This is a genomic window from Clostridium sp., from assembly GCF_026168755.1.
Taxonomy (GTDB): domain Bacteria; phylum Bacillota; class Clostridia; order Clostridiales; family Clostridiaceae; genus Clostridium.
Map to the genome: position 1 here is coordinate 1 of NZ_JAPFDR010000011.1, position 15,246 is coordinate 15,246.

The following is a 15,246-nucleotide window of genomic DNA, read 5'->3' on the forward strand; positions in this document are numbered from 1 at the left end:
AAGCCGTAGAATTTAATAATTGATGGAGTAAAGTTGGCGTTAAGAAGTTTTTACTGTTTGAGCGAATAGCGAGTTTAAAAACTTTAGCCAACTTTACGGAATCAATTATATAAATTCTAGGCGAAAATTTCACAGTTCCCGGAAAATAAATATTTCATTTTTTCGTCTCCACGTGACGAACAATATTATTCAAGTTATATATATGGTAGTTCCGGATGGAACGTTATAATAGATCCATTTTGCATGTTTAGTAGCAAGTCTTACACAACCATCGGTTAATTGCATACCTAAACGAGAATCTCTTATAGAGCCATCTAGATTATAAGGAATTGAATGAAATAAATAATTACCTTTTATTTGGGTGTAATATAAGCATCTAAATCCTCGAGCTTCGCCAAAGGAATAACCCTTAGGTCCTGCATAAAAAGTGCCTTTTATAGTAGGGGAGCTAGGTCTACCTGTAGTGCAAAGAAAGCTATTTTCTAAAATCCAGTAATGTGTAGTCCCTTTAAATATATTAGTTTTAAAGTTTTTTGTATCTACCCATATAAAATATTTAGTTTTACTAGAAAAATCACCTTTATTTATTTTTTCTAAAGCATAGTCATTATAAGATTTTGATGTTTTTAACGTGTCAGATATAAGTGTTAAGTTTTGACGAGATGAATGATATAGGTTTCTAAATTTAGATATAAAATTCATAATATATTTAACTCCAAAAAAGTTTTATAGTATATTTTACGATTATAAAAAATAAATGTTAAATTTGATATTATCTATTTAATATAAAATTGCTGGTTACATTCACAATAAAAAAATATATATCATTTAGTAAAGGTGAGACTCAACAAACATATAATAAAGTAATAGAATTTATTATGAAAAAATGATGAAACCGTTTAAAAATATTCTTTAATGGTGTATAATTTCCTTATACGGGGGTGTATTTATGCAGGTAATAAAAAAGGATGGTAGAATACAAAGTTTAGATGTTATTAAAATAAGAAGTAGCATATTAGGTGCATCTATTGATAGTAATACAATTATAAATGAAGCTGATTTAAAGGTATTAAGTTCTGGAGTGCTAAAAGTATTACAAGATATAAGAGGAGATGAGGGGATTACATCAACTTATGAAATTTTTGCAGTAATCATAGAAACTCTCAATAAAGATGGATTTAATGATATAGCAATGTCTTATTTAGATTATAAAAGTAAGAGTGATAGATAAAAATAGGTTGTAGCTTAATAACAGTAATTTTTTATTGTTATCATGAGTTACAACCTATTTTTTTGATAATAATATTATAAGGAGGTGTAATATAATGAAAGTAGTAAAAAAGGATGGAAGATTAGAAGAGTTAGACCAAAGCAAGATTGAAGTAAGTATATTAAATGCAACTAGGGATCAGAAAGCTTTATTAAATGAATCTGATGCAAAGATAATAACTGAAGATGTGGTAAATTGTATTAAAGAATTTAGAGGAGAAGAGTATAATACATCAAGTTATGAAATTACAGGTGTAGTTATAAGTATATTAGATAGAGATGGATTTGATGATATAATTAGTTCTTATATTGGATATAAAAAATGATAGGATTAATTTTAGACATAATGAGTTATATTGAAAATGCAGTATTTATAAAAAATAAAATCAGTGCTAGCTTTAAAATTTATAAATAATATTATGATGCTATTAGTCAATTATATGTTATAATGAAACAGAATTTTATTATAAGAAATAGTGGAGGAGTTTATGTATAAATTAATAGCAATTGATATGGATGGAACACTTCTTAAAGAAGATAAAACAGTTTCAGAAAGAACGAAGAATGCTATAAAGGCAGCAAAAGAAAAGGGTGTTCAAGTTGTAATTGCAACAGGTAGACCAATAGATGGAGTGACAAGATATCTAGAAGAATTAGATATGTATGATGAAAATGACTGTGTTTTAACTTATAATGGTGGACTAGTTTTGAAAACTAAAAGTAGAGAAGTGATTTCTAAAATAGCATTAACAGGTGCTGATTTACATTATTTACATAATTTAAGTAAAGAATTAGGTGTAAATATTCATGCATTTTCAGATATACATGGATTAATAACTCCTAAAAATAGCAAATATACAGAAGTTGAAGCAAACATAAATGGAATAGAAATAAATATAAATGATTATTCAGAGATTGAAGATGATCATTCTATAATTAAGGTTATGATGATTGATGAGCCAGAGATATTACAAAAGGCTGTAGATAGATTACCACAAGAGGTTTATGATAAATATACTGTTGTTAGAAGTACACCATATTTTTTAGAGTTTTTAAATAAAGCTGTAAATAAAGGAGCTGGTGTTGAATTATTAGCACAACATTTAGGTATTAAACAAGAAGAAATAATGACTTTGGGTGATGCTGGAAATGACCTTGATATGATAGTATATGCTGGTATGGGTGTTGCAATGGGAAATGCATTTGAAGAAGTAAAAGAAGTTGCAAATTATATTACTGATTCAAATGAAGAGGATGGAGTTGCAAAGGCTATAGAAAAGTTTGTACTTAAATAATAGAATAAAATTATTCTTATAAAATAAAGTCTGCCTATGGCAGACTTTATTTTATAATTATTAACTTTTAATTAAATAAACAAGACTTATTTCAAAACTTTTTAGATATGTCCATTGTAACATATAATTATTCACATACATCTATGAAATTAAAGTTCTTAACATCAAATAATCCTTTATCTGTAATTTTTATATCTGGTATTACAGGTAACGATAAAAATGATAAAGTTAAAAATGGATTAAAAGTAATATCAGGAGCTATAATTTTTAAAGCATTATGTAATTTATTTAAATCAGAAATAACATCATGAGAATTTCTAGCGGTTATTATTCCACCTATTTCTAAGGATACAGAAGCTAAGACTCTACTATCTTTTACAATAATTATTCCACCATTTATCTTTTTTAATTCTTCAATGGCAAATATCATATCATCATCATTAGTACCGCAAACAATTAAATTATGAGAATCATGTGCTATAGTTGTAGCAATAGCTCCAGATTTAAGATTCAATCCTTTTAAAACACCAACACCAACATTTCCTGTGTTTTTATGACGTTCTATAACTGCAATTTTTAATAAGTTATCATTTGTTGTCAAACTAATAAATTCATCATCAAGATTTAATTTAGATATATCAAGTTTTAAATGATTACTTTCTAATTTATTTGGCATTAGTTCTATAACATTTAGTATCGACTTATTTTTTACATCTATTTTAAGACTATACTTCGTAAGATTAGGAAGTTTAATAGAGTTTGATAAGGGTTGACATACATTAGAATATTTTTCATCATGTATAAATATATTATTAGATACTACTAATTTACCATTTTTGTAAACAGAATTAATTTTAAATGCTTCAAGGCTATCAAGAATAAGAAAATCAGCAACATATGAAGGGGCTATAGCACCTTTGTTTTTTAACTTATAGCATTCAGCTGCATTTAATGTAGCCATTTGAATTGCAATTTCAGGAGCAAGTCCAGCTTCAATACACATTTTAATAGAAGTATTTATACTACCGTTCTGAGCTAAATCATCAATATGTTTATCATCCGTACATAAGCAAATACGTCTACTATTAAATATAGAAGCACCTTTAATTAGATCATTTAAATTTTTAGCAACAGTACCTTCCCTCATTAAGACGTATATTCCACGTCTAACTCTATCAATTAATTGGTTATAAGTAGCACATTCATGATCAGTTTTTATATTAGCCGTAGAATAAACATTAATAGAGTGAGAGTTTAACCCAGCACCATGACCATCTATAATTGAGTTATTAGAAATTGCATCATAAAGTTTATTTATCATATCATCATTGCAATTTGCAACTGAAGGATAATCCATAACTTCAGCTAGTCCTAAAACTTTAGAGTTAGAGTAGAAGTCTTTTAAATCTGAACTATTTAATACTGCACCTGAATTTTCAAATGGTGTAGATGGTACACAGGATGGTAGCATAAAATAAAAATCAAAAGGTATATTTTGTGAAGAATCTATCATAAATTTTATTCCAGCTTGTCCTAATACATTTGCTATTTCATGAGGATCCGCAATTAATGAAGTTACTCCGTGCAATAGAGCTGTTTTATAATATTCACTTGGAGTAAGCATAGAAGATTCTATATGAGCATGAGAATCAATTAAGCCTGGACATATAAATCTTCCAGTACCATCAATTTCTATATCACCTGAATAATCTCCAAGACCAACGATGAATCCATTTTTTATAGCAACATCGCAAATAAATGAAGAGCATTGAAATACATCAACGACAGAAATGTTTTTTACAACTAAGTCACAAGGGATTTCTTTATTAGCTGCTTTAATATTATCGATAAAAATCTTTTTATTCATTTGCTTAATCCACCTTTATAAAAAATAATACATTAACCTTCGTGGATTTTACTTCATAGTTATATCATTTACGGTGATATAGTAGAGACGCCTAAACCGTATTTTTAGGCTTATACGAAGGTTATTTTTATCATTATATGATTATTTATTTTTACTGTCAAAGAGAAATTGTGGAAATTAAGAATCTACAAAGATTAATGTTGTTAGCAAATATTCTAAATTTGGAAAAAATATGATTTAATATTAATGTAAGGAGGGAGAGGCTATGCCAATAAAAATTCCAAAAGATTTACCTGCATTTAAGGTTTTATCTGATGAAAATATATTTGTAATGAATAATGAAAGAGCTGGGAAACAGGACATTAGACCGTTAAAAATTGCAATTTTAAATTTAATGCCTAAAAAGATTCAAACAGAAAATCAATTACTTAGATATTTATCTAATACACCACTTCAAGTAGAAATTAAGCTTTTACAGACAGATAGTTATAGACCTAAACATACATCACTTGAACATATGGAAAAGTTCTATAGTTGTTTTAAGGATATAAATAATGAGAAATTTGATGGATTAGTAATAACAGGGGCACCAGTGGAACAATTGGAATTTGAAGATGTTAAGTATTGGAATGAGTTAAAGGAAATAATGGAGTGGAGCAAAAATAATGTATATTCAACGCTTCATATTTGTTGGGGAGCTCAAGCAGGATTAAATTATCATTATGGTATTCAGAAATATCAATTAGAAAAGAAGATGTTTGGAGTATTTAAGCATTTTATAAATGATAGAAATGCAGATCTTACAAGAGGATTAGATGATATTTTTTATGCACCTCATTCTAGACATACAGAAGTGAAAAGAGAAGATATAGAAAAAGTATCTGAACTAGAAATATTATCTGAATCAGACGAGGCAGGTATATTTATTGTAGCAAATAAGAGTAGAAGACAAGTATTTATTACAGGTCATTTAGAGTATGAGAGAAATACTTTAAGTGATGAGTATTTTAGAGATGTTAATAAAGGCTTAGATATAGAAGTTCCTAAAAATTATTTTCCAGGTAATGACCCTAGATTAGAGCCAATGGTTACATGGAGGGGGGGTGCAAATGTAGTTTTTAGTAATTGGCTTAATTATTGTGTATATCAAAATACTCCATATGATTTAGAGCATTTATAAGAATATATAAAATAATTATGTTAATAGAAAGAAGTAATTATTTTTAGCATATATTATGTTAAATTTCAAGACGTGTTTTTAAAAATTTAATGTAGTATAATGAAAAAAAGTTATAATGAGAAATGAATGAAAAAATAAAAAAGGATAATATAGGAAATTGAGTAAAATATAAAGAAAATTTAAGTGTTTGTAAGAAAAATACAGTAAATCTATTTAAAATACGCATAACTATATATTGTGTTTGAAGTGAAAAGGTAGTACAATATGTTGTGTATTTAAGGTTGTTAGTATTAATACAAGCACTATTTTTTATATTAATTTTCAGAAATTAGATTATATAATATAAATTAAAATAAGTACTATTTTAAAGAAAAGGGTTAAAAAATATATAATTTGAAAGTTTATTTAATATAATCAACTGTTAGTATTATGAAAATAAATATCGATTATTGTATAATTAGCCTTTAAATTAATAACTTATTTTATTAGTAGTGAGTATTTAAAATATACTGAAGTTTAGGGAGTGGTATTAATTGAAAGTAATTAAAAGGGATGGAAGTACAGTAGAGTTCGATAAGAGTAAAATAAGAGAAGCCATAACTAAGTCTATGAAAAATGGTAGTGGAATACTTTTAGCTGACATTGCAAGGTTAATAGCAAACGATGCTGAAAAGTATTTTAGTAAACAGGATGAAATAGCAACTATTTATAAAATAGAAAGCTACGTATATGATAGGTTAGTTCACTACGGACAAGCTGAAACTGCAAGGGCATATGAAGGTTACAGAGCTGTACAAGAGTTTAAGAGAAATACTAATACTACTGATGATAGCATATTAGAGTTATTAAGCAAAAAGAACGAAGATGTAATGAAGGAAAATTCAAATAAGAACCCTGTAGTATCTGCAACACAAAGAGATTTAATTGCAGGGGAAGTATCTAAGGATATTGCAAGAAGAAAACTTATTCCTGCGCACATAGTTCAAGCTCATGATGAAGGGGCAATTCACTGGCATGATATGGATTATACTATATCTCCAATGTTTAACTGCTGTTTAATAAATTTAGAAGATATGTTTACTAATGGGACTGTAATTAATGAAAAATTAGTTGAAGAACCTAAGAGTTTTGGAACAGCATGTACAGTAGCGACACAAATAATTGCTCAAGTTTCATCTAATCAATATGGTGGTCAAAGTATTACTATTAAGCATTTAGCTAAATATCTTAAACTAACAGAAGATAAAGCATACAAACACTATATGGAAATGCTTAATGATGAAGAACTTGCTACTAGATTAGCTAAAGATATTAAGATAAAAGAACTTAAAGATGGAGTTCAAACTATAAGATATCAATTATCTACGTTACAAACTACTAACGGACAAGCACCTTTTTCCACTATTTACCTAGAAATAGAAGAAGGTCATCCATATGAAGAAGAAATGGCAATGATCTGTGAGGAAATGATAAAACAAAGACTTGAAGGAATGAAAAACTACAAAGGTCAAGAGATTGGAGAAGCATTCCCTAAGTTAATTTATGTTCTTGATGAGCATAACTGTCTTGAAGGTGGCAAATATGATTATATAACTAAGCTTGCAGCTAAATGTACAGCTAAGAGATTAGTACCTGATTATCAAAGTGCAAAGATAATGAGAGAAAACTATGAAGGTGAAACATTCCCACCAATGGGGTGTCGTTCACACTTGTCTAACTGGAAGGATGAGAATGGAAATTATAAATGGTATGGAAGATTTAATCAAGGAGTTGTTAGTTTAAATTTACCACAAATAGCAATAATATCTGATAAAGATATGGAAATGTTCTGGGAGATGTTAGATCAAAGATTAGAGCTTTGTAAAGATGCATTATTAACTAGACATAAAATGTTACTTGGAGTAACTTCAGATTCAAGTCCAATACATTGGCAACATGGGGCTATAGCAAGACTTAAGAAAGGTGAAAAGATAGATAAATTATTAAAAAATGGATATTCTACACTTTCACTTGGTTATGTAGGTATAGCAGAAATGGTTCAAGCAATGTTAGGTGTGAGTCATACTTCGGAAGAGGGAGAAAAATTTGCTTTAGAAGTTATGAAACATATGGATGATAAATGTAAGGAATGGAAAAAAGAAACAGGTCTTGGATTTGGACTTTATGGAACTCCAGCAGAAAGCTTAATATACAGATTCTGTAGAATAGATAAAGCAAGGTTTGGAGAAATACCAAATGTAACTGATAGATTATATTATACTAATTCATATCATGTTCATGTTTGTGAAGAGATAGATGCATTTAGTAAATTAAAATTTGAATCACAATTCCACTCAATAAGTAGTGGAGGATGTATTTCTTATATAGAAGTACCTGATATGAATAAAAATCTTGAAGCTGTTGAAGATATAATTAACTTTATTTATCATAATATTCAATATGCAGAAATCAATACTAAATCTGATGTTTGTTTCAAGTGTGGATTTAATGGTGAAATGCAATTAGATAAGGAAAGCTTAACTTGGCATTGTCCATCATGTGGAAATGATGATGAAAGTGAATTACAAGTTATGAGAAGAACTTGTGGGTTAACTATATAGGCTCACGTAAAATTATCGAAACTGCGGGAAAATCCTTAGAGCTTAATACTACCAATCTATTTAAGAAATTAAATAGTGGCTAAGAGTAATTGCTTAGGTATGGTAAAAAGGTATTTTGATTGGACAATCCGCAACCAAGCTCCTAAGTCGATAGATATGGATAAGGCTCAACGACTATAATGGTAATGCATATATTAGTTATGTAAAGGGATAGTCTACTCCGACCTTTAATTAGGTGTTAAAGTATTGGGAAACCAACGGTATTATGGATATAGGAAGTTCATATTGGAATAAAGGAAGAACTGCTGAAATTGGAGATAGGGTTCTTCATTTATAAAAAATGAGAGGGAATCCTCTCATTTTTTGCATAATAATTAGTATATTCGTCAATACTTAATGCGGTGATTATAATGGAGAATTATTATGTATATGAATGGATAAGATTAGACTATAATGAACCATTTTATGTGGGAAAAGGAAAAGGAAATAGATGTTATAGTATTGATAGAAGAAATAAACATTTTAAGGATATTATAACTTTCTGTAATAATAATCAGGTTGATATAGCGGTTAGTATATTAGAAGACAATTTAGAGGAAGAGTGTGCATATCAATATGAATGTTGGTATATTAATTTATATGTAACCGAATACGGATATAATATTACTAATAAAACTTGGGGTGGAGATGGGGGTGATATAGTATCCTGTATGTCTCCAGAAGAAAAAAAGATATATTCGGAAAAGATGAGAAAAAGTTGTTTAGGAAAAAATAAAGGTCATTATCATACTGAAGAAGCTAAATTAAGAATGAGTTTAAGCAAAAAAGGACGCTATATTGGTGAAAACAATCCTATGTATGGAAAGAATATTAAAGAGTATATGTCAGAACAGTCATATCAAGAGTGGAAGAGGAAAATAGCATTATCACAAAAGGGAAGAAGAGTAAGTACTGAAACTAGAAATAAAATAAGTAAGGCTTTAACAGGACGTGTTAGATCTGAAGATATAATGTAGGAATTTATACTATAAAAAAATTGTTAAGAACAGGGGAAGTGCTTAATTCGAAGTACAAAAAGTTTAAGGAGATAAACGGATTAAGTATTTATTATATAGATTAGTAAATCTTATTAATGAAATGGGAGGTAGCTATAATGAAATATGCGAAGATTAGAAAGTTAGATGTAACAAATGGTCCTGGAGTGCGTACAACCCTTTTTGTAAGTGGATGTACACATAACTGTGAAGGATGTTTTAATAAAGAGCAACAAGATTTTAATTACGGAAATGAATTTACCAAAGAAACAGAAGATGAATTTATTGAGTTAACTAAAAGTAGACAAATAAAAGGTGTAAATATATTAGGTGGAGAACCTATGCAGCAAATAATGGATGATACATTATTAAATCTTTTAAGAAGAATAAAGGCAGAAACTAATAAACCTATATGGCTATGGTCAGGATATAAATTTGAAGAAATAATATCTAATCCTAAAAGATTAGAGTTATTAAAGGAAGTAGAAGTTCTAATAGATGGTAAATTTGAAATAGATAAAAGAGATATAATGCTTAAGTATAGGGGTTCAGCTAATCAAAGAGTTATAGATGTAAAAAAATCATTAGAGAAAGGGAAGACAGTTGAAATATTATAAAAAAACTTTAAATTAATTAAAGAAGAAAAAATAAAAATTATTAATAATAAATTTAAAACATATATGTTCAAAAAAGATTAAGGTGAAATATTTCCTTAATCTTTTAATTTAAATAATTATTTGAAATAAATTTGACATAATGGTTAATGTTATATTTAATGTAACATAAGAATTATTAATAGCAAAGTAAAGTAAAATAGTGTTAAAAAAATGTCTATTATAAGTAGAATTGGAGCTTTAAGATATATTTTAGTTTTTAAAAGTTATATTATTCTGAAAATTAATAGTTAAAATTTTCACTATAGACATTATAAATAAATCAATATAAAATGTTATAGGAATTATAATGATTAAAACTTATTTGATAAAACTAGGAAGGAAGGAAAACAAATGTCTAAAAAGATAGTTATTTTAGGGGCTGGATATGCAGGTGTACATGCAGCTAAAAAATTAGCAAAAAAGTACAAAAAAAATAATGATGTAGAAATAACATTAATAGATAAGAACCCATTCCATACACTAATGACAGAGTTACATGAAGTTGCAGGTGGAAGAGTTCCAGAGGAATCTGTTAAGATTGAATTAAGCAAAATATTCCACAGAACTAAAGTTAATGTTGTTGTAGACTACATAGAAAATGTTGATACAGATAAGAAGGTAGTAACAACTAAAGACGGTAAATTTGATTACGATTATTTAATAGTAGGGACTGGTAGTGAGCCGGCATTCTTTGGAGTTCCAGGAGTTAAAGAAAATGGATTTACTTTATGGTCTTTAGAAGATGCTTTAAAAATAAGAGAGCATATTAAATCAAGATTTAAAGCTGCATCTTATGAAAAGAATGATGCTAAGAGAAAAGAAATGCTTACTTTTGTAGTAGCAGGATCAGGATTTACTGGTATAGAAATGGCTGGTGAATTATTAGAGTGGAAAACTAAATTAGCTCATGATTATAGGGTTGATGAAAGTGAAGTAAGACTTTTAGTTGTTGAAGCTATGTCTACAATATTAAATATGCTTGACAGAAAACAAGCTGATAAAGCTGAAAAATATATGGTTAAGCATGGTGTTGAAGTGCTTAAGGATTCACCAATAGTTGAAGTATCTTCAAACGGTATTACGTTAAAAAATGGACAAACAATACCAACTCAAACTTTAATATGGACTTGTGGTGTTCAAGCTAATCAAGAAGCTAAAGAATACGGATTAAAAACTGTTAGAGCTGGAAGATTAGAAGCTAATAAATATATGGAAGCTATAGGTAAGAAAGATGTATATGTTGTAGGAGATATAGCTTACTATGAAGAAGAAGCTGGTAAACCTAATCCACAAATAGTTGAAGCTGCTGAACAAACTGCAATTACAGCTGTCAAAAATATAATAGCTTCAATTGATAATTCAGATAAGAAAACTGAATTTAAATCAAATTATCATGGATTTATGGTATCAATTGGTGGTAGATATGGTGTTGCTAACTTAATGGGAGTTAAGCTTTCAGGATTTATAGCAATGGTTATGAAACATTTAGTAAATATGTACTATTTATTTGGAGTTAATGATGTAAATGCAGTATATTGTTATTTACAACATGAATTCTTTGGAATGAAAGACAGAAGGTCTATAATGAGAGGGCATTTATCATCTAAGGGAAATAGACTTTGGTTAGTACCTTTAAGAGTATTCATGGGATGCTTATGGCTAATTGAAGGTCTTAAGAAGTTCTTTGGTGAATCTTTATGGGATGCTAATATTAAAGCTATTTCAAACTTTGATTTTGATAAAGTAAAAATAGCAATTGGTTCAGATAGCTGGTTAAAGGCTGGAAACATAAATATGCCTTTCTCTTGGTTACAAGATGCAACAGCAGGAGCATCAGAAGCTGCAGAAAGTACTGCGGAACTTGCAACACCAATTTTACAAAAGATGCCTAAGTTTTATGAAGCTATAATGCAAGTAATGATTCCAACTCCAGAAATGGCAACATTATTCCAAACAATGGTTGTAATTATGGAAATAGGAATGGGACTAGCTTTAATTGCTGGTTTATTTACATTCTTAGCAAGTGCAGCATCTGCATTTATGGTTTGTAACTTTGTATTATCTGCAATGGCTGGATGGGATATATTATGGTATTTCTTCGGTTCAATAGCGTTAATGTCAGGTGCAGGTAGAACATTCGGGTTAGACTATTATGTAATGCCTTGGATACATAAGATAGCTAAGGAATTCTGGATAGGTAAGAGAACACCTATATATATAGAACATGGTACAGAAAAAGTAGCAAAATAATATATTTAATAGTTATACTTAATATTGAGCCAGACTTTTATAAAGTCTGGCCCAAACTATTATATATTTTTTTATAGTAAAAAAATATATGAATATAAAATCAATCAAAGGATAAAAGTAAGGATAATTATTTAAAAGATGATTATGAGGGTGATAAAATGCATAAATTGTGGAATAAATACCCAGAAGTTAACAATGAACTTAAAAAGGTTAAAGAATTAATAGAAAAAAATGCTAAGTGTAGAGATAAAATTGTAGAAGAATCTATAATAGAATTACTTAATTCTGGTGGAAAGATGCTTAGACCTGCATTTGTGATATTATCATCAAAGTTTGGTGAGTATGAAGAAAAAAAATCAAGAGCTTTAGCATCGGTAGTTGAAATGTTTCATATGGCAACATTAGTTCATGATGATATAATAGATGAAGCAACCTTAAGAAGAGGTAAGGAAACAGTACAATCTAAATATGGGAAAAACTATGCTGTTTATATAGGAGATTATCTTTTCTGCATATGTTTTAAGGTGTTAGCAGGTGTAGGGTCATTAGATAGTGTACAAATAGATACTATGACAATGTCAAGAATATGCATGAGTGAAATAGATCAGTTAAATTCTAGGTTTGATAAAAATGTATCAGTAAAAAAATATTTAAAAAGAGCATCTGGAAAAACAGCTGAATTATTTTCATTAAGCTTATATTTGGGAGCAGCTGAAAGTGGATGTTCTAGAAAGTTATCTAGAGCATTTTGGGAGATAGGTCATAATATTGGCATGGCCTTTCAAATAATAGATGATATATTAGATTATACTGGTAGTGATGAAAGTATAGGTAAAAATTCTGCTAATGATTTAAAACAAGGAATATATACTTTGCCTTTAATTTTAGCACTTGAAAATAAACCAAGTGAATTAGTTAATATATTAGGAAAAAGTGACTACACAGAAAATGATGTAGTAGAAATAATAAAGTTAGTAAATAAATATGATGGTGTAAATAAAGCAAGAGAAATAGCTAAAAAATACACTAACAAGGCATATAATCAAATAAAGAATTTACCTAAAAATGAGTATAGAGAAGTTTTATTAGATATAACAAAAAGTTTATTAGATAGAATTTATTAGTTTATAGATATTATATATTTAAATAAATATATAAAGGAGGGTAATATGAGTAGATATTTTAATGGCCAAGAAGTTGAGTTATTAGCTCCAGTAGGTAATTTTGATATATTTAAGAAAGTAATATATAGTGGTGCTGATGCAGTTTACTTAGGTGGAAAAATATTTAATATGCGTATGCATAGAAAAGATTTTAACTTTACAAATGAAGAGTTAGAAGAAGCAGTAGAGATAGCACATTCACTAGGTAAAAAAATATACATAACAGTTAATAATTTATTAAGTTCAGATGATTTAGAGCAAGCTGAAGAATATTTTAAGTATTTAGAGAAAATAGGTCCAGATGCCTTAATAATACAAGATATGAGCGTTATTAAAGTAATTAGAGATTTAGGTCTAAATCTTAATATTCACTCATCAGTAATGATGAATGTACATAATTTTGAAACTATTAAAGTATTAGAAAAGTTAGGGGTAACAAGAGTAGTTGCTTCTAGAGATATAGATTTAAAAACAATAAAACAATTTTCTGTAAGAACAAATATGGAATTTGAATATTTTGTTCATGGAGATATGTGCGTAGCTCATGGAGCCCAATGCATGTATAGTGGAATGTTGTTTGGGAAAAGTGGAAGCAGAGGTTTATGTATGAAACCTTGTAGATGGGGATATAAAATTAACAAAGAAGGCAAAGAATACAATACTACTTTCCCACTAGCTGTTAAAGATATGTATATGTATGAAAATATTCCAGAATTAATTGAAGCAGGTGTAGTTTCATTTAAAATTGAAGGTAGAATGAGAGATGCAGAGTATTTAGTAGATTTAATTAACTATTACAGCGATGCAATTGATAGATATATAGATGATCCAATTTTATATAATAGAAGAAAACATGCAAAAGAACTATTTGAAAATAGAAAGAGAGATTTTTCAACAGCATATGCTTTTGGAAATCCAGGTTTATCAAATATAAATGAGAGATATGAAGGTACAGGAAAATTTTATAGTACAGGAAAAGTATTTAGTAAACCAGTAGATGAATTTGATATAAATAATGATAGAGTAACTGAAATTAAGGAATTATTAAAAGTTGAAAGTAAAATAGATAATAAGCCAGAAATAGCAGTTAAAGTAAATAATTATGAAGCAGCGCTAATAGCAATTGAAGAGGGAGTAGAAAGAATATATCTTTCAGGAGAAGTATTTGAACCAAGTCTTCCTTTTAGTAAAGAAGAGATAATTAGCATTACAAGTAAAAAGAAAAAATCTAAAATATATTTAGGTCTTCCAAGAATGATGTATGAAGATGATTTTTCTAAGTATAATCATTTATTAAGAAATAATGATTTAGGTATAGATGGATTATTAGTTACAAACTTAGGAGCAATAAATAAGTTTAAAGATTTAGGCTTAGAATTAATAGGTGATTATTCATTAAACATATATAATGCAATTTCAGCAGATTTTTATAAGAGTCAAGGATTAAATGTAGGTGCATTATCATGTGAATCACCAGTTAGCAATACTAAGGAAGCGTTATTAAAATCACTATTACCATTAGAAATAATCGTACATGGGTCACCGGTAGTTATGTATATGAGCCATGATTTATATGAAAATACAAAAGTTAAAGAGTCAGTTAAAGAAGCTAATAGAAAATATAATGATAAAAATGTTTTATTACTTATAGATGATAAAGGAAATGAACATCCTGTATATAGAGATAATAAAGGTAACAATCATATGTTATTATCAAAAGAGTTATGCTATATGCCTATTTTAAAAGAATTAAGCAACTTAGGTGCATCAATTTTTAGAATAGAAGGATGTCATTATGAAAATGAAATATTAAGAAAAGTAATAATAGCATATAAAGAAGCAATTAAAGACTTAGATAAATGTGATGATATATTTGATAGCTTAAAATATGACTGCTTAGGGTTTACTTTAGGAGCAATGCAATTTAACTAA

Annotated in this window: 11 protein-coding genes, 1 pseudogene and 1 riboswitch; of the genes and pseudogenes, 10 read left to right on the forward strand and 2 right to left on the reverse strand. The window is 28.2% G+C overall.

Annotated elements, in window-relative coordinates:
• Nucleotides 1-189: 189 nt before the first annotated feature.
• The gene (locus Q0Y03_RS06055; protein WP_297712949.1) at nt 190-702 is read right to left on the reverse strand and encodes a L,D-transpeptidase; all 513 of its coding nucleotides are present in this window, start codon (nt 700-702) and stop codon (nt 190-192) included.
• Nucleotides 703-949: 247 nt separating this feature from the next.
• Between Q0Y03_RS06055 and Q0Y03_RS06060 the strand changes: the two genes are divergently transcribed.
• The 3 genes from Q0Y03_RS06060 (at nt 950) to yidA (ending at nt 2,564) form a co-directional block, all read left to right on the forward strand.
• Nucleotides 950-1,231: an ATP cone domain-containing protein gene (locus Q0Y03_RS06060; RefSeq protein WP_297712951.1), complete on the forward strand. Its 282-nt coding sequence runs from the start codon at nt 950-952 to the stop codon at nt 1,229-1,231.
• Nucleotides 1,232-1,325: 94 nt separating this feature from the next.
• Nucleotides 1,326-1,595, forward strand: coding sequence for an ATP cone domain-containing protein (locus Q0Y03_RS06065; protein ID WP_297712952.1), 270 nt, complete (start codon nt 1,326-1,328; stop codon nt 1,593-1,595).
• Between the two features lie 162 nt (nt 1,596-1,757).
• On the forward strand, nt 1,758-2,564 hold the full coding sequence (gene yidA, locus Q0Y03_RS06070) for a sugar-phosphatase (RefSeq protein WP_297712953.1): 807 nt from the start codon (nt 1,758-1,760) through the stop codon (nt 2,562-2,564).
• A gap of 127 nt (nt 2,565-2,691) precedes the next feature.
• Here the strand turns inward: yidA and ade are convergent, their stop codons facing one another.
• The gene (ade, locus tag Q0Y03_RS06075) at nt 2,692-4,431 is read right to left on the reverse strand and encodes an adenine deaminase (protein WP_297712954.1); all 1,740 of its coding nucleotides are present in this window, start codon (nt 4,429-4,431) and stop codon (nt 2,692-2,694) included.
• A gap of 36 nt (nt 4,432-4,467) precedes the next feature.
• Nucleotides 4,468-4,569: riboswitch (purine riboswitch) on the reverse strand.
• Between the two features lie 127 nt (nt 4,570-4,696).
• Here ade and metA point away from each other — a divergent pair.
• The 7 genes and pseudogenes from metA (at nt 4,697) to Q0Y03_RS06110 (ending at nt 15,246) form a co-directional block, all read left to right on the forward strand.
• On the forward strand, nt 4,697-5,611 hold the full coding sequence (metA, locus tag Q0Y03_RS06080; RefSeq protein WP_297712955.1) for a homoserine O-succinyltransferase: 915 nt from the start codon (nt 4,697-4,699) through the stop codon (nt 5,609-5,611).
• A gap of 533 nt (nt 5,612-6,144) precedes the next feature.
• A pseudogene (gene nrdD / locus Q0Y03_RS06085) lies at nt 6,145-8,294 on the forward strand (anaerobic ribonucleoside-triphosphate reductase).
• Nucleotides 8,295-8,621: 327 nt separating this feature from the next.
• Entirely contained in the window at nt 8,622-9,227 is a 606-nt protein-coding gene (locus tag Q0Y03_RS06090; RefSeq protein WP_297712957.1) for an NUMOD3 domain-containing DNA-binding protein, read from the forward strand.
• Nucleotides 9,228-9,364: 137 nt separating this feature from the next.
• A complete protein-coding gene (gene nrdG / locus Q0Y03_RS06095) occupies nt 9,365-9,862 on the forward strand; it encodes an anaerobic ribonucleoside-triphosphate reductase activating protein (protein ID WP_297712958.1) in 498 nt (165 codons plus the stop codon).
• A gap of 390 nt (nt 9,863-10,252) precedes the next feature.
• Nucleotides 10,253-12,151 (forward strand): FAD-dependent oxidoreductase, encoded by a 1,899-nt coding sequence (locus tag Q0Y03_RS06100; protein WP_297712959.1) that lies wholly within the window; start codon nt 10,253-10,255, stop codon nt 12,149-12,151.
• 158 nt (nt 12,152-12,309) lie between these two features.
• Nucleotides 12,310-13,275 carry a polyprenyl synthetase family protein gene (locus Q0Y03_RS06105; RefSeq protein WP_294140461.1) on the forward strand — a complete coding sequence of 322 codons (966 nt, stop codon included), beginning with the start codon at nt 12,310-12,312 and terminating at the stop codon, nt 13,273-13,275.
• A 45-nt stretch (nt 13,276-13,320) separates the two neighbouring features.
• Nucleotides 13,321-15,246, forward strand: a complete 1,926-nt coding sequence (locus tag Q0Y03_RS06110; RefSeq protein ID WP_297712961.1) for a U32 family peptidase — start codon at nt 13,321-13,323, stop codon at nt 15,244-15,246.